The organism is Erythrobacter longus (genome assembly GCF_000715015.1).
Lineage (GTDB): Bacteria > Pseudomonadota > Alphaproteobacteria > Sphingomonadales > Sphingomonadaceae > Erythrobacter > Erythrobacter longus.
Map to the genome: position 1 here is coordinate 234,066 of NZ_JMIW01000002.1, position 16,210 is coordinate 250,275.

19 protein-coding genes are annotated in these 16,210 nt (G+C 57.9%); 13 read left to right on the forward strand and 6 right to left on the reverse strand.

Features of this window, described 5'->3' with window-relative positions:
- Positions 1–5: 5 nt before the first annotated feature.
- Together EH31_RS07080 and EH31_RS07085 are read right to left on the reverse strand one after the other, a co-directional pair.
- A complete protein-coding gene (locus EH31_RS07080) occupies positions 6–551 on the reverse strand; it encodes a DUF937 domain-containing protein (protein WP_034959391.1) in 546 nt (181 codons plus the stop codon).
- A gap of 27 nt (positions 552–578) precedes the next feature.
- Positions 579–935, reverse strand: coding sequence for a hypothetical protein (locus tag EH31_RS07085; RefSeq protein WP_034959392.1), 357 nt, complete (start codon positions 933–935; stop codon positions 579–581).
- A gap of 115 nt (positions 936–1,050) precedes the next feature.
- On the opposite strand from EH31_RS07085, the gene EH31_RS07090 reads away from it, so the two are divergent.
- Positions 1,051–2,043 (forward strand): endonuclease/exonuclease/phosphatase family protein, encoded by a 993-nt coding sequence (locus EH31_RS07090; RefSeq protein ID WP_034959393.1) that lies wholly within the window; start codon positions 1,051–1,053, stop codon positions 2,041–2,043.
- Between the two features lie 59 nt (positions 2,044–2,102).
- On the opposite strand, the gene EH31_RS07095 is transcribed toward EH31_RS07090, so the two are convergent.
- On the reverse strand, positions 2,103–3,734 hold the full coding sequence (locus EH31_RS07095; RefSeq protein ID WP_034959394.1) for a phosphoenolpyruvate carboxykinase: 1,632 nt from the start codon (positions 3,732–3,734) through the stop codon (positions 2,103–2,105).
- A 301-nt stretch (positions 3,735–4,035) separates the two neighbouring features.
- On the opposite strand from EH31_RS07095, the gene EH31_RS07100 reads away from it, so the two are divergent.
- From EH31_RS07100 to EH31_RS07135, 8 genes are all read left to right on the forward strand, one after another.
- Complete coding sequence (locus EH31_RS07100; RefSeq protein WP_081853276.1) at positions 4,036–4,824, forward strand: response regulator transcription factor; 789 nt, start codon at positions 4,036–4,038, stop codon at positions 4,822–4,824.
- Positions 4,817–6,415 carry an ATP-binding protein gene (locus tag EH31_RS07105; protein ID WP_051699043.1) on the forward strand — a complete coding sequence of 533 codons (1,599 nt, stop codon included), beginning with the start codon at positions 4,817–4,819 and terminating at the stop codon, positions 6,413–6,415. The genes EH31_RS07100 and EH31_RS07105 overlap by 8 nt, the downstream gene beginning before the upstream one ends.
- Positions 6,412–6,840: an HPr kinase/phosphorylase gene (locus EH31_RS07110; protein ID WP_034959395.1), complete on the forward strand. Its 429-nt coding sequence runs from the start codon at positions 6,412–6,414 to the stop codon at positions 6,838–6,840. The genes EH31_RS07105 and EH31_RS07110 overlap by 4 nt, the downstream gene beginning before the upstream one ends.
- A 54-nt stretch (positions 6,841–6,894) precedes the next feature.
- Positions 6,895–7,836, forward strand: coding sequence for an RNase adapter RapZ (gene rapZ, locus EH31_RS07115; RefSeq protein WP_034959502.1), 942 nt, complete (start codon positions 6,895–6,897; stop codon positions 7,834–7,836).
- A gap of 108 nt (positions 7,837–7,944) precedes the next feature.
- Positions 7,945–8,391 carry a PTS sugar transporter subunit IIA gene (locus EH31_RS07120; RefSeq protein ID WP_034959397.1) on the forward strand — a complete coding sequence of 149 codons (447 nt, stop codon included), beginning with the start codon at positions 7,945–7,947 and terminating at the stop codon, positions 8,389–8,391.
- A gap of 10 nt (positions 8,392–8,401) precedes the next feature.
- A complete protein-coding gene (locus EH31_RS07125) occupies positions 8,402–8,680 on the forward strand; it encodes an HPr family phosphocarrier protein (RefSeq protein WP_034959398.1) in 279 nt (92 codons plus the stop codon).
- 23 nt (positions 8,681–8,703) lie between these two features.
- The gene (locus EH31_RS07130) at positions 8,704–9,519 is read left to right on the forward strand and encodes a TrmH family RNA methyltransferase (RefSeq protein ID WP_034959399.1); all 816 of its coding nucleotides are present in this window, start codon (positions 8,704–8,706) and stop codon (positions 9,517–9,519) included.
- A 39-nt stretch (positions 9,520–9,558) separates the two neighbouring features.
- Positions 9,559–9,888: a hypothetical protein gene (locus tag EH31_RS07135; protein WP_152553497.1), complete on the forward strand. Its 330-nt coding sequence runs from the start codon at positions 9,559–9,561 to the stop codon at positions 9,886–9,888.
- A 6-nt stretch (positions 9,889–9,894) separates the two neighbouring features.
- Here the strand turns inward: EH31_RS07135 and EH31_RS07140 are convergent, their stop codons facing one another.
- The 3 genes from EH31_RS07140 to recR all read right to left on the reverse strand — a co-directional run bounded on the left by EH31_RS07140 (position 9,895) and on the right by recR (position 12,917).
- On the reverse strand, positions 9,895–11,316 hold the full coding sequence (locus EH31_RS07140; protein WP_034959403.1) for a DNA recombination protein RmuC: 1,422 nt from the start codon (positions 11,314–11,316) through the stop codon (positions 9,895–9,897).
- A gap of 349 nt (positions 11,317–11,665) precedes the next feature.
- Positions 11,666–12,238: a peptide deformylase gene (locus tag EH31_RS07150; protein ID WP_034959405.1), complete on the reverse strand. Its 573-nt coding sequence runs from the start codon at positions 12,236–12,238 to the stop codon at positions 11,666–11,668.
- 82 nt (positions 12,239–12,320) lie between these two features.
- Positions 12,321–12,917: a recombination mediator RecR gene (gene recR, locus EH31_RS07155; protein ID WP_034959407.1), complete on the reverse strand. Its 597-nt coding sequence runs from the start codon at positions 12,915–12,917 to the stop codon at positions 12,321–12,323.
- A 53-nt stretch (positions 12,918–12,970) separates the two neighbouring features.
- On the opposite strand from recR, the gene fmt reads away from it, so the two are divergent.
- Genes fmt through EH31_RS07175 form a run of 4 tightly spaced genes read left to right on the forward strand, consistent with a single transcriptional unit; the run spans position 12,971 to position 16,160 of the window.
- Positions 12,971–13,876, forward strand: coding sequence for a methionyl-tRNA formyltransferase (gene fmt, locus EH31_RS07160; RefSeq protein WP_034959408.1), 906 nt, complete (start codon positions 12,971–12,973; stop codon positions 13,874–13,876).
- Entirely contained in the window at positions 13,873–14,625 is a 753-nt protein-coding gene (gene truA, locus EH31_RS07165) for a tRNA pseudouridine(38-40) synthase TruA (protein WP_034959409.1), read from the forward strand. The genes fmt and truA overlap by 4 nt, the downstream gene beginning before the upstream one ends.
- Positions 14,626–14,628: 3 nt before the next feature.
- Positions 14,629–15,027 (forward strand): hypothetical protein, encoded by a 399-nt coding sequence (locus tag EH31_RS07170; protein ID WP_152553498.1) that lies wholly within the window; start codon positions 14,629–14,631, stop codon positions 15,025–15,027.
- Positions 15,028–15,050: 23 nt separating this feature from the next.
- A complete protein-coding gene (locus EH31_RS07175; RefSeq protein ID WP_034959411.1) occupies positions 15,051–16,160 on the forward strand; it encodes a zinc-binding dehydrogenase in 1,110 nt (369 codons plus the stop codon).
- Positions 16,161–16,210: the final 50 nt, after the last annotated feature.

Genomic DNA, 16,210 nt, shown 5'->3' on the forward strand with positions numbered 1-16,210 from the left:
CGCGACTAACGGCTTATCATACCGCCCACAATTGAACCCAGGATACCTCCCAGGCCGCCACCGCTCTGGCCGCCGCCTTGCGCATTGTTGCCCGCTTCCTTCGCCATATAGCCAGCAACTGCCATGGCGAGGATCGGGAGCATCTTTTTCAAGAGCCCTTCATCAATCCCGGTGATCCCGGAGACCTCTCCTGCGACCGAGCGGCTGACATCTTTGGTGCCAAAAATCGCGCCCAGAATGTCATTGCCGGGCTGTGTGGGCGTCGGGCTTGAGCCGAGAACAGCGTCAAGCAATCCCCCGCCAAGCATTCCGCCCAATCCGCCAGCAGCGCCACCTCCTGAGCCGCCACCAAGGATTGCCCCCGCCAAGCTGCCAAGGCCGCCGAGGGGATCAGGCGTCGCATTGCCGCCCGTTGCACTGCGGCCCATGCCAGCGACGATCGCCGGTAGCAAAGCGCCAGCGGCGGTCTTGGCGGTGTTTTCATCAACGCCCAGTTCGCGCGCCATCGACGAAATCGCGCCCGTTTGTTGAAGCATTGCAGCAAGGCTCATGGTGTATCCCCTCTCGTTTGGTCGCGATTATTTCTTGCCGAACAGGCCGCTGGCCATGTCCGCAATATCGTTAAGCGGATTGCCGTCGCCATCCTTGTCGAGCAGCCCCATCAGGGAAGAAGGATCGTTCTTGATAGCGTCTGCAAACTGGGTCAGCGAGCCCTCGCCGCCGATCTGTTCGACCATCTTGCTGAGCACACCGGTATCAAGGCCGGTCTTGGCCGATGCCAGTTCGACCGTATCGCCTTCCATCTGGTGCGTTTGACCCAGCACAGCGATCGCTTTTTCCGCCATCGCGGGATCAATTCCCACTTTTGCGGCGAGATTGACCACATCGTCCGGTGCACCACCGATATTCTTCAAAATTCCATCCAGCAAACTCATGGCGCTTCTCCTTTGTATTTCAGGATACGAGCCTAGAGCGTTGTCGAGCGATGCGAAAGTAAAGAAATGTCCCCGAGGCGCTGGGATTAATCGAGAGGAGTGATACACACGGGCGATGCCCCCGCGTTCCACCATCGCTCTTGTCGCCGGAGGGCTTGCCCTTGCCTCAGCGATCCTGCCGCTGTTTCCAACCGATTTCTGGGCCATCCGGGCGCCCGGCTTCGTACGCGAACCGGCGGGGTATCTCTTTGGCGGGCTTGCGGTTCTGGTGGCGGTTCTTGTGAAGTCCCATCGTCTGATTGCCGCGGCGATGTTCATTGGCGCAGCTGCAATCAATTTCATCGTGGTCTGGCCCTATTCGCCGTTTGCCAACCCGCAAATTGATCTGGCGTCTTCGCATCCGCGCGAGCAATGCTTCACCGCCTATGCGGTCAACGTCAAAATGAAAAACAGGGACCATGACCGGCTGATCGAGCAGGTCCGGGGGGCTGATCCTGACGTTTTGTTCCTGACCGAAGTTGACGAAAGCTGGGCCAATGCCTTGCACCCCTTGCTGGGCGAATATCCATACGCTTTGACCCACCCCCAATCCGATACTTTTGGCAAAGTCTTCGCCAGCCGATTGCCGGTTCTCAACGCGGATATTCTGGAAAGCCCGGGAGAGAACACTCCCAGTGTGTTCGCCTTGTTAAGAGCAAGCGATGACAAGCTGGTGCAATTTGTCGGTCTGCATCCCAAAGCGCCCCTGCCCGGTCAAGACACGACACAGCGCGACAACAGCATCAAGAGTGCCGCTGAAAAGACGAACGGGGACGTCGCCGGCGCTGTCGCAATGGGCGATTTCAACGATGTGCCCTGGTCATCAACTACCACCGCTTTTCGCGAAATCGGCGATTGGAAAGACCCCCGCATCGGCAGAGGCACCTATCCCACCTTTCCCGCATTCGCGCCCGCTTTGGGCTGGCCGCTCGATCAGATCATGGTGAACGGCCAAATCAAGGTGCGCCGGTTTGAAGTTCTGGACGCGAACGGATCAGACCACCGCGCGGTCCTTGGCGAATTGTGCCTTGATCAGGAAATCACCAGAGCCAGCGAAAACCCCGCCTGAAGCACCCTTGAGTACAACAGACGGGGCTCCCCTCTCCAGCTCGTAAACTGAGGTTTGCCTTAGGCGGCAATGGCGCCTGCAGGCGCGGCTTTGCGCACGCCTTCGTCAACGTGGGGCGCGAACTCGGCAAAGTTGTCGATGAACAATTGGACGAGTTTTTGCGCGGCCTCGTCATACTCAGCCTTGTCGGCCCAAGTCGCGCGCGGGTCGAGGATCGTCTGATCGATCCCGGCCTCGGCCAGAACAGGCACATTCACTGGCACATCAAAGCCGAAATTCGGGTCCTTGCGGAACTCGGCCCCGTCCAAATTACCGTCCAAAGCTGCGTTCAAAAGCGCACGGGTCGCCTTGATCGGCATACGGTTCCCAACGCCGTATTTGCCGCCGGTCCAGCCGGTGTTGAGCAGCCAGCATTGAACCCCGCCCTTGGCGATGCGCTCTTTCAAAAGATTGCCGTAAACGCTTGGGTGGCGCGGCATGAACGGTGCGCCAAAACAGGTTGAGAATGTCGCCTCGGGTTCGGTCACGCCGATTTCGGTGCCTGCGACTTTCGCGGTGTAGCCCGACAGGAAGTGATACATCGCCTGATCCGGGGTCAGGCGCGCAATCGGAGGCAGCACGCCAAACGCGTCCGCTGTCAGCATCACGACATTGCTTGGCGCAGGGCCAAGGTTCTTCTCGGATGTGTTCGGAATGAAATCAATCGGATACGCGCCGCGCGTGTTCTCGGCGAGTGTATTGTCGTCGAAGTCCAGTTCGCGGGTTTGTTCATCCATCACCACGTTTTCGAGCACGGTGCCGAACATTTTGGTGGTGGCGTAAATCTCCGGCTCTGCTTCTTCAGAAAGGCGGATCATCTTGGCGTAGCAACCGCCTTCAAAGTTGAAGACCGCCGTGTCGGACCAACCATGCTCGTCATCGCCGATAAGCGTGCGCGAGGCGTCCGCTGAAAGCGTTGTCTTGCCCGTGCCGGACAAGCCAAAGAAAACGGCCGTCTTTCCCCCATTTTTCCCATTGGCGCCGCTGATATTGGCCGAGCAGTGCATCGGCATCACGCCCTTGGTCGGGAGCAGATAGTTGAGGATGCCAAAGACCGACTTCTTCATCTCGCCTGCATAACGCGTGCCGCCAATCAGGATCAGTTTTTCGGTGAGGTTCACTGCAATCACGGTTTCCGAATTGGTGCCGTGGCGCGCCGGGTCTGCGGCAAAGCTGGGCAGATCGATGATCGTGTATTCGGGTGCGAAAGTGCCCAGCTCTTCGACCGAAGGCCGCACCAGCATCGTGCGGATAAAAAGGTTGTGCCAGGCAAGCTCGTTGATAACGCGAACATTGACGCGGTGCTCTGGTTGCGATCCGCCGAAAAGGTCCGCGACATAGAGCGTTTCTTTATCACCAAGCGCGCTCAGGAAGTCTTCCTTGAGATTGGCAAAATGCTCAGGCGTCATGCTGGCATTGACCTTGCCCCACCACACCGTGTCTTCGGTGGTGGCATCGCGCACAATGAACTTGTCCTTCGCGCTGCGCCCGGTCTTTGCGCCGGTCTTCACCACCAATGCGCCGTGCTTGGAAAGCTGACCTTCACCGCCGCTGATCGCAGCTTCGACAAGAGCCGATGTGCCAAGATTTGCGTGGATGGTTGCAGATGTTTCGATGCCCTGTGAGGGGAGCGGTTGGGCCAGCGGGGTCAACGTGTATTCTCCTGTGACGTATTCGCGTTGCGCGTTTGGTTATGCATACGTATGCATCGATGGGTTTGAGAGTGGTAACGGTTTGCGATTACTCGTGTCTGCGATTCGCTTGAAAGTACCTGATCCCAAAGGTCACCGCCCGCATAAAGATGCCACTAGCCCGCGTCAAACCCTGCAAGACACATGCGTGAACTTACGGATATCGCAAAGGACAAATCGGGATGGACGTGAGCGTGATTGTGCCCGCAACAACTTGCAGCTAGGCTCGTTGGACCGATCGAAAAAAGGACGCACAACCAAGATGTCAGGCGATCTTCAAGAGACCTCCCACGCAAGCGATACGATCGATGCGGCCAGCGATGAAACCGCGCCCGCTACGCCGGTCGAAATCGCATTGGTTGATGATGACCGCAACATTCTCACAACCGTCTCCATCGCGCTTCAGGCCGAAGGGTTTGTCACACGCCTTTATTCGGACGGCGAAACGGCATTGAAGGCGCTGATCGAAAACCCGCCTGATCTGGCCGTGTTCGACATCAAGATGCCCAAGATGGACGGTTTGGAATTGCTGCGCCGGGTGCGCGCGACTTCCGCGCTGCCGGTCATTTTCCTGACAAGTAAGGACGATGAGGCTGATGAAGAAGTCGGGCTTGAACTGGGCGCGGATGATTACATCGCAAAACCATTTTCCCTGCGCCTTTTAACGGCTAGAATTCGCGCAATCTTGCGCCGGGCGGAACCTGAGCGCATTCATGGCCAGCCCACCGTTTCAGGCGAGGTCGTTCAGTCCACGCTCAATCGTGGCCGCCTTTTCATGGATCCTGCTCGTCACCATGTGAAATGGGATGACAGATCGGTAAGCCTTACTGTGACCGAATTCTTGATCCTCGAAGCCCTTGCTGCGCGCCCCGGCGTCATTAAAAGCCGCAACCAATTGATGGATGCCGCCTACCCTGATGATATATTTGTCGATGACAGAACCGTCGACAGCCACATCAAACGCATGCGCCGCAAATTCCGCTGCGTTGACCCAACCTTTGATGCAATCGAAACGCTTTATGGCGCAGGCTACAGCTTCACCGATGGCTAGAACCGGCTCTGATCCATCCTCCGGGAAAAGCGGGCCGCTTACTAAGGCTATCGGGCAAGTGATTGAACGGCCTGGCTTTGTAACTCGGTTTTCGCTTACTGCGCGCATTCTGATCGTGAACATTCTGCCACTCGCATTTTTGTCGGGCGGCCTGTTTTACCTCGACACTTACCGTACCCAATTGATCGATGAACGCTTCAAACTGGCCCGGATCGAGGCGCAAATCACGGCAGAAGCCTTGGCCGGAGCCACCAGAAGCAGGCAGGAAGCGTTGCTGGTGCAAATCGGCCAGGAACAACGCATGCGCATGCGCATGTTTGATGCAGAGGGCGCTTTGTGGGCTGACAGTTTTGCCCTGGCTGAACCTGCTTTTGAGCTTAACGACATTACCAATGACACCTGGGAACAAGAGCTTGCCCGCTGGCTTGATCGTACGGTTGATACAATCGTGCGCGCCCCTGCGGTCACCGATTATGTTGAACCAGAGGGACAAACAGCTGACGCTTGGCCAGAGCTGAAACAGGCGCGCGAAGAAGGGCTTAGCCAGGTGCGCCTTTATGATTGGGTCGATGGGACGCCGGTTATTACCGCGGCCGCGCCCGTTGGCCTTAATGGGGCAACTTTGCTTACGGTCCGCAATGCGGTGGACATCACCGAAAGCGTGCGTGCGGCGCGCACGGCACTGATCACCGCAGTGCTGTTGGTGCTTGGCGCTTCGGCTGCGCTCTCGCTTTATCTTGCGCGAACAATAGTCTCGCCTTTGCAACTGCTTGCCGGATCAACGCAGCGCGTGAGGCTGGGGCGCGAACGCGAGGTCGAAGTCCCTCGCCTGCCGGAGCGTAAGGACGAAATCGGACAACTTGCCCGCTCCGTTTCTGACATGACATTGGCCCTGCGTCAGCGGATTGATGCGGTCGACAGTTTCGCTGCCGACGTTGCCCACGAGATCAAAAACCCGCTCGCCTCCTTGCGCAGTGCGATTGAATCGCTGCCTAAGGTCAAAGACAAGGAAACGCGCGAAAAGCTGGAACAGATCGCCACCCATGATGTGCGACGGATCGACCGATTGGTCAGCGAGATTTCCGATGCGAGCCGGATCGATGCCGAAATGAGCCGCGCCACGCTGGAAGTCATCGATATGGCAGACCTTATCCGCGCAATCATCGGAAGCCGAGAAAACCGGGCGGAAAATCACGACCACCGGATTGAGCTTTCAACCCGCGGTTTCAAAGCCAATGTCCTTGGTGTGGGCGCGCGGCTTGAACGGGTGGTGGAAAACCTGTTCGACAATGCGGTTTCGTTCTCACCCGCTGATGCGCCGATTGAGGTGATGGTCGATAATGACGGCGCCTGTGTCACCGTGACCGTTTGCGACAGCGGGCCCGGCATTCCCGAAGATTCGCGCGAGAAAGTCTTTCACCGCTTTCATTCAGTGCGCCCTGAAGATGAGGACTTTGGCAATCATTCGGGTCTGGGCCTTGCGATTGCCAGAGCAATTGCGCAGGCGCACGATGGTTCCCTTGTCGCAGAAGCCCGTCCCGATGGCGCGCAAGGGGCCTGCCTGCGGTTTCAATTGCCAGCGGCCGAATGACGCAGATAGTGTTTTCAGCCAGCGTCGTTTCCATCGGCAGGCTAGCGCTTGCAATCGAGGGGCCGCCGGGAAGCGGTAAATCATCGCTTGCCTTGGCCCTTATCGACCGGGGCGCAGTTTTGATCGGGGATGACGGCGTGACCCTGACCCGCGAGGGGGATCATCTTATTGCTGGCCCTCCCCCCAATATCGGCGGCCTGATCGAGCTGCGCGGCGTGGGCCTGTTTGAGCTGCCCATTGCCCCGCCTTGCCCTTTGGCTCTCATATTGTCGCTTGGCACTGGTGGGGATCGCCTTCCAGAGGCCGTACCGCAGCGCGAGATCCTTGGACTTAATGTCCCTTGCCTGCCCTTCGAGCCCGGGCCAATTGCGCCCGCCTTTCGAGCAGAGATGGCGCTGCAAAAGCACGGTCTACAAATTGCCTAGGCCCAAAATTTGCTTCCATTCTGCATCGCAAAGCGCGAAAAGGGAGGGGCAAACATGACTAGTCCCAATCCAGTATCTGATCCGCAGCAGCGCCTTCTCCTCGTCACCGGACTAGCAGGGGCTGGCAAATCCACAGCGCTTGATGTGCTCGAAGATTTGGGGTGGGAGACGATCGACAATTTTCCCATCCGAATGCTGGAGCGGCTCGTCGGCGAACCGGGCGAAGCGGCACAAGACGCAAGCTCAGCATCGCGCGCGCCGCTTGCGATTGGCTTCGATTCTCGCACGCGCGGATTTGTGCCTGCCGAAATCATTGAGATCATCAAATCCATGGCCGCGCGCGGTGACCTGGACGTCACTTTCATGTTTATCGACTGCAAAACCAGCGAGTTGGAACGGCGGTACAACGAAACGCGCCGGCGTCACCCCATGGCGCAGGAACGCACTGTTCAGGACGGTATCGCAGCCGAGCGCGAGTTGCTCGAACCCTTGCGGCGCTGGGCTGATGTGGTGATCGATACAAGCGAGCTGTCCTCCAATGAGCTGCAATCTCAGGTGCGCGGGCTTTTTGGTAAAGAGCATCAGGCTGAGCCCAGCCTTACCATCTCCAGTTTTGGCTTTGCGCGCGGCATGCCACCGCTTGCCGATCTGGTCTTTGATATGCGTTTTCTCGATAATCCCCACTGGATTGAAGATTTGCGCGAAAAGACCGGCCTCGATGATGAAGTGGGCGCCTATATTGAGCGCGATCCAGCCTTTGCCACTGTTTTTGAACAGGTAAAGGCGCTCCTTCTCACCGTCCTTCCGCGCTATGCGGCGCAAGGAAAAGCATATGTGCACGTCGCCTTTGGTTGTACCGGCGGGAGACACCGCTCTGTGTTTACCGCAGAGGGGATGGCGCAAGCCTTGCGCGAGGCAGGGTTTTCGCCCACTGTCCGCCACCGAAATTTGAAATCGCGAGCCACTGATACAATCGAGGGCGCAAATGAAAGTTAGCGCCAAGGGTTGTATTAAGAGCTTGCATCGCATGGTGGTGTTAGTGTTAGGCAAAGTCGTCTGCAGTTTGAGGCAGGTCGCTCAGTACGAACGGACTGAATTCACAGTATGATCGGTTTGATCCTGGTAACGCATGGCCGCCTCGCGGACCAATTTGTTGAGGCAATGGAACACGTTGTTGGCTCACAATCGGCCGTGGAAACCGTGTGCATTGGCCCCAATGACGACATGGAACAGCGCCGCGCTGATATCGCCAGTGCGATTGAAGCCGTCGATGCAGGCAGCGGTGTCATCATCCTTACCGATTTATTTGGCGGGACACCGTCCAATTTGGCGATCTCGCTGTTGGACGCAGGCCGGGTCGAAGTGATCGCGGGGATTAACCTGCCCATGCTCATCCGTTTGGCCGGGGCTCGCAAAAATCTGAGCGTGGTTGAAGCGGTGGAAGCTGCTCAGATCGCGGGGCGCAATTACATTACTGTTGCAAGCGAGCTATTGGGCGCGGACAACGCCCCCCAGAACAAGCCAGCGCGCGCAGCGAGCGGCGGGAGTTAAGCGTCTTACGATGGGGGAACTGCGGCAAAGTGTTACGATCGTGAACCAACGCGGCCTTCACGCACGGGCGAGCGCCAAATTCGTTGGTGCGGTGGCAGCATTGCCTGAAGGAGCGCAGGTAAAAGTTGCAAAGGGCGCAAACACTGCCGCTGGCGGTTCCATCCTTGGCCTGATGATGCTTGGCGCGGCCAAAGGTGACACGGTTGAGCTGATCGTTGATGGCAATGATAGCGAGACCGTACTCGCCCAGCTCGTTGCACTTGTCGAAGACGGCTTTGGCGAAGACTGAGCGAGAAGCGCACCAGTAATCCTATGACGCGCAAGCACATTTCCGGTTTTTCCAATCCCACTGTGAAATATCTGCGCAGTTTGCGTGAGAAGAAGCTGCGCAAACGTGCCGGGCAATTCCTGGTCGAGGGCCTGCGATTGCTCGAAGATGCACGTGTGAGCGGCTATGTGCCGCGCACTTTGGTTATGGCCGAAGGGCGCGATCCGCATCCTTTGATCGAGGGGCTAGAGCGCGAGATTGAGGCGAGCGGCGGCGAGATCATCACCACAACGCCCGATATCCTCTCAAAGATCACCGGCAAGTCCAATGCGCAAAGCGTGGTTGGGGTGTTCGACGAATTCGATACATCGCTTGAAAAGCTTGACCGCAGCGCCGCCAAAATCTGGCTGGTCGCACAGGACCTGCGTGATCCCGGCAATCTTGGGACCATGCTGCGCACAGGCGATGCCGTGGGCGCTGGCGGGCTGATCCTGATCGACGATTGCGCCGACCCGTTCAGCGCCGAAGCCGTACGCGCAAGCATGGGCGCGGTGTTCACCCAAGGCCTCGCGCGGGCGCGCTGGGACGAGTTTATCCCGTGGCTAAGGGGTGGCGCGGGCCAGCTAGTGGCTGCAAGCCTGCGCGACGCGGTGCCCTATCGCGGGGCGGCGTATCAATCGCCATGCTTCATCCTCGTGGGCAACGAATCGCAAGGCCTCCCCGAGACTTACGAAATGGAATGCGACCTGCGCGTCACCATGCCGATGAAAGGCCGCGCGGACTCATTGAATGCCGCCATTGCGGGCGCGGTGCTGGCGTATGAGGTATTAGAAACATTCGATCCAGCGGCCCAGAACTGATGTGCGTCGCTAAGGCAGAGAGAGTTGGCAGGAAGCTCAATGCGTCACCTTTCTGAAGACGAAAAGTGGGTTCTGATGGAATACCTCAAGGGTGTCGGAAACCTGGCCCTTGCCGGTGGCTGTGCGTTCGGTCTGCTATTCTTGCAGTGGAACCAAGTGATCATCGCAGTTTGGGCAGTCGTCATCGTGTGGGTGTGCGCCGTTGCAATCGCCCTGAACGGGCTGCTCGACCTTAAGACTTACTTCGACAACGCTCACGACCCTGCTCACGCGATCTACATTTCGCTTGCCACAATTCTTGTGGCACCCGTTATGGGAGGAACGCTGGGAGTAGTGATCTTGGCCGTGATCGCCGGGTGGCTGCCCTAGGCTAGTCTATTCAGCCGCGTCCTGTTTGCTTTCGAGCATGAAGTTCGCTTCTTCATCGGCGGCTTTGGCATCCGCCGCGTTGTAGCGCGGGGTGCTTTCGACCAGCGGCACTTCTTCGATCTCGCGCTTGCCGATTTCGACGCCTTTTTCGGCGAGACGCTTGCCTGACGAAAGGACGTTGCGTTCAAAGCTGCCGACGAATTTGTTGTAATTGTTGACCGCAGTTTCGAGCCCCCCGCCAACGCGTTTGAGGTGCTGGGCTGCAGTTTCTAGGCGGCTGTAGAGTTCCGCCCCCATGCGGCCGATTTCCTGCGCTTCTTTTGCAAGACCATCTTGCCGCCAGACTTGTGCGACAGTGCGCGCGATGGCCACAAGATTGGTTGGCGTTGCGAGCAAGACCCGGCGTTCAAATGCAAAATCCCACAAAGTCGGATCAGCGTCCAAAGCGGCGGTCACAAAGTGTTCCCCTGGAATGAACATAATGACGTAATCGGGCGCTTCTTCAAATTGGCTTTGATAGCTTTTCGCGCCCAAGGTTTGGACGTGATTGCGCATGGACTTTGCGTGTGCGTCCAACTCGCGTTTGCGCGTGTCGTCATCATCGGCCTCGAATGCGGCCTGATAGGCGTTGAGCGAGACTTTGGAGTCGATCACCAGCTTCTTTTGCCCCGGCACATTGATGATCGCATCCGGGCGAAGCCGCCCTTCTTCGGTTTCAACCGAATGCTCCATCATAAAATCGGTATGCTCGGCGAGCCCGCATTGTTCGAGCAGGTTTTGCAAAGCCCGCTCCCCCCAGCGGCCCCGCGCTTTGGGAGCGTTGGTCAGCGAATTGCCAAGCCGCTGCGCCTCGCGCCGGACCTCTTCCTGCCCCTCGCGCATGGATTGGATGAGGCCCTGCAATTGGCCAAAGGCATCGGTGCGCTTGGCCTCAAGCTCGTTCACCTGTTTCTCATAGGAAGCGAGCTTTTCGCCCACAGGCGTGAGCAAAGCCTTGATCTTCGCCTCGCCGGTTTCCTCGGACTGTTTGAAGCGTTCTTCCGCGCGGCGCAGGAAGGCTTCTTGCGCTTTGCCAAGCACCTGTGCGCCGGTGTTTTCAAACTCTTTCATTAGCTGCCCGCGCGATTCTTCGAGCAGCCGCTTTTGTTCGGCAAAACTGGCCCGTTCAGCACGGAAATTAGCGTTTTCGGCGCGGGCCGCCTCAAGCTTTTCGGAAAGATCGTCAGCCCGTGCTGCCCGTTCAGACATGGTGGCAAGGTCGGTTGCTGCGCGGCGGAATTTTTCGTCCAGCGCCTTTGTTTCGCCCTCGCTGGCCGCAAGACGGTCCCGCAAGTCAGTAACAGGCCGCGAGGCGAGAAAATATGCCGCACCGCCCCCGAGAAGAAGGCCGAGTATCAGAGCGATGATGAGAAGAATCGGATTTTCCATGCTTCATTATAGCATGGAACAAATGCGGAACACTAGCGCTTTGTTGGATATCCCCAACTACTGCGCAGCTTTGGGCCTAGGCCAGTCTCTTACGGCACAAATCAGGATAACAAGCGCACAGGTAGGCCAGATGTACCAGTCGCTGAGGCCGTTCGAATACTCTTCCCAAGCTTTGAAACCAAAATACGCTGCCATGAAGCAATACATCACGCACCAAATCTTTGATTGCCGAGCAGTCGGCTCCTTCTTTGGCAAACCAAGCGACCAGAACCAATATCCGAACACCAGCAGTCCAATAAGGACCAGGATCATAAAGCTACCGAAGATGTGTTCGGCGGGCCACATCTGGTTACGCCACAGCCCTCAACTTCTTCAGCTTCTTCAGCATCATATTGCGCTTGAGGCGTGAGAGGTGGTCGATAAAGACGATGCCTTCGAGGTGGTCCATCTCGTGCTGGAGACAGGTCGCCATCATGCCGGTGAGGTGCTCCTTGTGGTGGTTGCCCTGAAGGTCTTGGTATTCGACCGTGCAGGATGCCGGGCGATCTACGTCGGCGTAAATCTCCGGCAGCGAGAGGCAGCCTTCCTGGAAGGTGCTCATTTCCTCGGTCTCGGGTGTGATCACTGGATTGATGAAGACGCGCGGCTCTTTCTTCGTCGCGGGATGAGTGTGCTTATGCCCATCGTGCTCGCACTCAACCGGCTCTGCGTCGGGGTCGTCGGGCTGTAGATCAATCACGAGGACGCGTTTGGGTACAGCGACCTGAATGGCGGCAAGGCCAATGCCGGGGGCATCGTACATCGTCTCGAACATATCTTCGACGAGCTGCTTGAGCTCGTCGTTGAACTCTTCGGGTTTAACCGGTTCGGACACAAGTTTAAGCCGGGGGTCCGGCACTTCTATGATTTCGCGGATAGCCATATGGGCAATTTAGTGCGCGTAGGCGTCAGCCGCAAGCGCAAGTGTTCGATCACCGTAATCGGCCATCCCATGGCGGGGGATGTTAGCCCACAGGCCGCCGCGCTCTTAAAGCCTGTGCCAAAGTGCCTTCATCGAGGTAATCTAGCTCTCCGCCAACCGGCAGGCCATGGGCAAGCTGGGTGATGCGGACCTTGTGCTCCTCCAGCCGCTCGGCGAGGTAGTGCGCGGTGGTTTGCCCTTCGAGGGTTGCATTCATGGCGAGAACAACTTCGTCCACTTCGCCGGTGGAAACGCGGTCGATCAGGGAGGCGATGTTGAGGTCTTCGGGGCCGATGCCGTCGAGGGCTGAGAGCTTTCCGCCCAGCACATGGTAGCGCCCTTGAAAGAGGCGAGCACGGTCTAGCGCCCAGACGTCGGCGACATCCTCGACCACGCAAAGCGCTTTCGCATCGCGGCGCACATCCGCGCAGATGCCGCAGGGGTTTATGGTGTCCACATTGCCGCATGTTTCGCACTCGACCAGCGTTTGCGATATCGCGTCCAATGCCTCCAACAGGTCGGGCAAAGCACGCTCACGGTTTTTGACCAGCCACAGCACAGCCCGCCTTGCGCTGCGGGGGCCGAGGCCGGGCAAACGCGCCAATGCAGCTGATAAAGCTTCGATCTCTTGCGATGCCATGTGGGGGGAGATAGGGCGCTTGGTTCAATTCACAAAGGTTTGCCGATCGCTTTATGCGCATAGTTTTTATGGGAACGCCCGATTTTGCGGTGCCTGCTCTGGTGGCTCTTGCGGCTGCGGGGCACGAGATCGCGTGTGTTTACACCCAGCCGCCGAGCCGTTCTGGCCGGGGCAAGAAGCTGCGTCCCTCGCCTGTGCAGGTGAGGGCAGAGGAGCTTGGGTTTGAGGTGCGTTCGCCCAAATCTTTGAGGAATGAAGAAGCACAAAGCGAGTTTGCAGCACTGGACGCCGATATTGCAGTGGTCGCCGCATATGGGCTGATCCTGCCGCAAGCGGTGCTCGATGCGCCCAGGCATGGTTGCCTGAATATCCACGCTTCGATCCTGCCGCGCTGGCGGGGGGCTGCGCCTATTCACCGTGCGATTATGGCGGGTGATGAGGAGACGGGCGTTACAATCATGCAGATGGAAGCGGGGCTCGATACAGGGCCCATGCGACATATCGTGACAACGCCGATTGGTGCGAAGACAACCGGCGAGATGTTTGAAGAGCTAGGCGCGATGGGCGCAGAGGCGATGGTAGAGGTTCTGGCAGACCTTGATGCGTATCCGCCAGTGGCGCAGGATGATGCGTTCACCACCCACGCGGCAAAAATCGACAAGGCCGAGGCGCGGATTGAATGGTCGCGGCCTGCGGGCGAGCTGGTGCGTCATGTGGCGGGTTTAGCGCCCTTCCCCGGCGCCTGGTTTGAGCTGGGCGATGAGCGGGTAAAGCTCTTGTTGGCAGAAGAGGTAGAGGGGTCAGGCGAGACGGGAGAGGTCCTCGACGCTGAACTCACCATTGCGTGTGATGAAGGCGCAATTCGTCCACTCAAACTCCAACGTGCAGGGAAACCTGCGATGGAACGCGAGGACTTCCTGCGCGGAAAGCCGATTGCGGCAGGAACCGTGCTCAAGTGACCCGTTTCGCGCTCACCATAGAATTTGACGGGACGCCGTTCCACGGGCTCCAGCGGCAAAAGCATGGGCCTTCGGTGCAGCAGTCGGTCGAAGATGCGCTCCACCGGATTACAGGCGAGGAGATCACTCTGCACAGCGCCGGGCGCACGGATGCAGGCGTTCATGCGCTGGCGATGCGCTCCCACGTTGATCTTGAAAAAGACATCGACCCGTTTCGGCTTTCGGAGGCGATCAATGCGTATCTTCGGCCTGATCCAATCGCCATTCTCGATTGCCAGATTGTCCCCGATGATTGGCACGCGCGGTTTTCCTGTGTCGAGCGTCGTTATGTCTATCGCATCTGCAACCGGCGTGCGCCCCTGACTTTTGCCAAGAACCAGGTGTGGCATGTTGCGCAGCCGCTCGATCACGAAGCCATGCACCGCGCGGCGCAATCGCTTGTCGGACTTCATGACTTCACCACATTTCGCTCGGTCCAGTGCCAGTCGAAAGACCCGGTAAAGACGCTGGACCGCCTCGATGTGGTGAGAGAAGGCGACGAGATTCGCATTTATGCGCAGGCCCGAAGTTTCTTGCATCATCACGTCCGAAGCATGGTCGGATGCCTCAAGCTCGTCGGCCAAGGGACGTGGAAGGAAGGCCAGATCGCTGATGCGTTAGAGGCGAAGGACCGCGCGCAATTGGGCCTGAACGCGCCCCCACATGGGCTCTATTTCATTGAAGCAATTTATCCAGAAGAGGGATCATAAATCATGGCGAATTGGTACAAGATACCAACCAGTTCACGGATGAAGGAAGGCGACTACCGCGCCGGGCTCAATGCGCTCAACATTGTGTTTGGTGCAGTGCTCGGCTTCGTGCTCGTAGGCGGTGAGAACCTGCCGATCTTCGATTTCGTCGCCCTGCTCGCGATCAGCGCGCTCATCGTCATGATGATCCAGTCTATTGCGCTCAGCGACTTTACCCTGTTTAGCGTCGTTGTGACGGGCGTTGCGATCTATTTCCTGCCGCAAATGGCAGAAGAATGGTTTTCGCTGACAAAAGTCCCCAAACTGCAACCCACGCTGGCAACCTGGGCTGTGATGGCCACAATTATTGAGCTATCGCCGAGAGAGAAATCTGACGACAAAACCAAAGCCGCAACCGAATAATTTCACGATTGAGAGAGACACTTATGACCACCGGCAAACAGCTTTTCACCACGCTTTCGAGCGACGGCAAACTCACCCTTGAGGTTAGCGAGGAAACCTTCCCCGAGCCCAAGGCAAACCAAGTGCTGGTCAAGATGGAAGCGGCGCCGATCAACCCGTCGGACCTCGCGATCCTCACCAGCGCGGCTGACTTTGAAAACGCGGAATATTCGGCTGGCAAGGTTGTTGCGCAAATGCCCGAACCCTTCCTCTCAGGCCAAAAAGCGCGCTTCGACCAGAGGCTGCCCGCCGGTAACGAGGGCGCAGGCACCGTTATCGCCACTGGCGATAGCGATATGGCCAAGGCTCTCATGGGCAAGCGCGTCGCCTGCGTTCCCGGCAATGCGTTCAGCCAATATGCCATTGCCGATGCGATGATGTGCCTGCCGCTGGGCGATCATTCGTGCGAAGAGGGGGCGTCTTCCTTCGTCAATCCGATGACTGCGCTTGGCTTTGCCGAAAACGCCAAGATGGACGGGCAAAAAGCGATGGTGCACACAGCGGCCGCTTCAAACCTTGGCCAGATGCTCATCAAAATCTGCGCTGAAGACGGCATTGAGCTGGTCAATATCGTGCGCAAGGCCGAGCACGTCGAAATGCTCAAAGGGCTTGGCGCGAAATATGTTGTCAATTCCTCTGACGACGATTTCATGGCGCAGCTGCGGTCCGCAATTGATGCAACCGATGCGTTCTATGGCTTTGACCCCATTGGCGGCGGCAAGGCGACCGATACCGTCTTCAAGGCGATGGAACAGGTCGCCGTCTCCAAGATGACCGAATATTCGCGCTATGGCTCGAACCAGGAAAAGCGCATGTTCATCTATGGCCGTCTGGACTTTGGCCCGACGATGCTCACCCCTTCCTATGGCTTTGGCTGGACGCTGTCGGGTTGGTTGCTCACCCCATTCCTCCAAAAGGCCGGGATGGAGACGGTGGGCCGTATGCGTCAGCGTGTGCTCGACAATCTCACCACCACTTTCGCCTCAAGCTATAAGGCGAAAGTCGATCTGGAAGGTATGCTCACCAAGGATGCAATTCTTGACTATCGCCAGATGAAAACCGGGGAGAAGTATCTCGTCACACCTTGGGGGTGATGGGGATTTTTGTGCGCGGCCTGCACATTGGTGTGGGCCGCGGGCAAACC

What these genes read in the sequence shown, in the direction of transcription:
- EH31_RS07080 (WP_034959391.1), bottom strand. Translation starts at nt 551, where the DNA reads ATGAGCCTTGCTGCAATGCTTCAACAAACGGGCGCGATTTCGTCGATG.
- EH31_RS07085 (WP_034959392.1), bottom strand. Translation starts at nt 935, where the DNA reads ATGAGTTTGCTGGATGGAATTTTGAAGAATATCGGTGGTGCACCGGAC.
- EH31_RS07090 (WP_034959393.1), top strand. Translation starts at nt 1,051, where the DNA reads ATGCCCCCGCGTTCCACCATCGCTCTTGTCGCCGGAGGGCTTGCCCTT.
- EH31_RS07100 (WP_081853276.1), top strand. Translation starts at nt 4,036, where the DNA reads ATGTCAGGCGATCTTCAAGAGACCTCCCACGCAAGCGATACGATCGAT.
- EH31_RS07105 (WP_051699043.1), top strand. Translation starts at nt 4,817, where the DNA reads ATGGCTAGAACCGGCTCTGATCCATCCTCCGGGAAAAGCGGGCCGCTT.
- EH31_RS07110 (WP_034959395.1), top strand. Translation starts at nt 6,412, where the DNA reads ATGACGCAGATAGTGTTTTCAGCCAGCGTCGTTTCCATCGGCAGGCTA.
- rapZ (WP_034959502.1), top strand. Translation starts at nt 6,895, where the DNA reads ATGACTAGTCCCAATCCAGTATCTGATCCGCAGCAGCGCCTTCTCCTC.
- EH31_RS07120 (WP_034959397.1), top strand. Translation starts at nt 7,945, where the DNA reads ATGATCGGTTTGATCCTGGTAACGCATGGCCGCCTCGCGGACCAATTT.
- EH31_RS07125 (WP_034959398.1), top strand. Translation starts at nt 8,402, where the DNA reads ATGGGGGAACTGCGGCAAAGTGTTACGATCGTGAACCAACGCGGCCTT.
- EH31_RS07130 (WP_034959399.1), top strand. Translation starts at nt 8,704, where the DNA reads ATGACGCGCAAGCACATTTCCGGTTTTTCCAATCCCACTGTGAAATAT.
- EH31_RS07135 (WP_152553497.1), top strand. Translation starts at nt 9,559, where the DNA reads ATGCGTCACCTTTCTGAAGACGAAAAGTGGGTTCTGATGGAATACCTC.
- EH31_RS07140 (WP_034959403.1), bottom strand. Translation starts at nt 11,316, where the DNA reads ATGGAAAATCCGATTCTTCTCATCATCGCTCTGATACTCGGCCTTCTT.
- EH31_RS07150 (WP_034959405.1), bottom strand. Translation starts at nt 12,238, where the DNA reads ATGGCTATCCGCGAAATCATAGAAGTGCCGGACCCCCGGCTTAAACTT.
- recR (WP_034959407.1), bottom strand. Translation starts at nt 12,917, where the DNA reads ATGGCATCGCAAGAGATCGAAGCTTTATCAGCTGCATTGGCGCGTTTG.
- fmt (WP_034959408.1), top strand. Translation starts at nt 12,971, where the DNA reads ATGCGCATAGTTTTTATGGGAACGCCCGATTTTGCGGTGCCTGCTCTG.
- EH31_RS07170 (WP_152553498.1), top strand. Translation starts at nt 14,629, where the DNA reads ATGGCGAATTGGTACAAGATACCAACCAGTTCACGGATGAAGGAAGGC.
- EH31_RS07175 (WP_034959411.1), top strand. Translation starts at nt 15,051, where the DNA reads ATGACCACCGGCAAACAGCTTTTCACCACGCTTTCGAGCGACGGCAAA.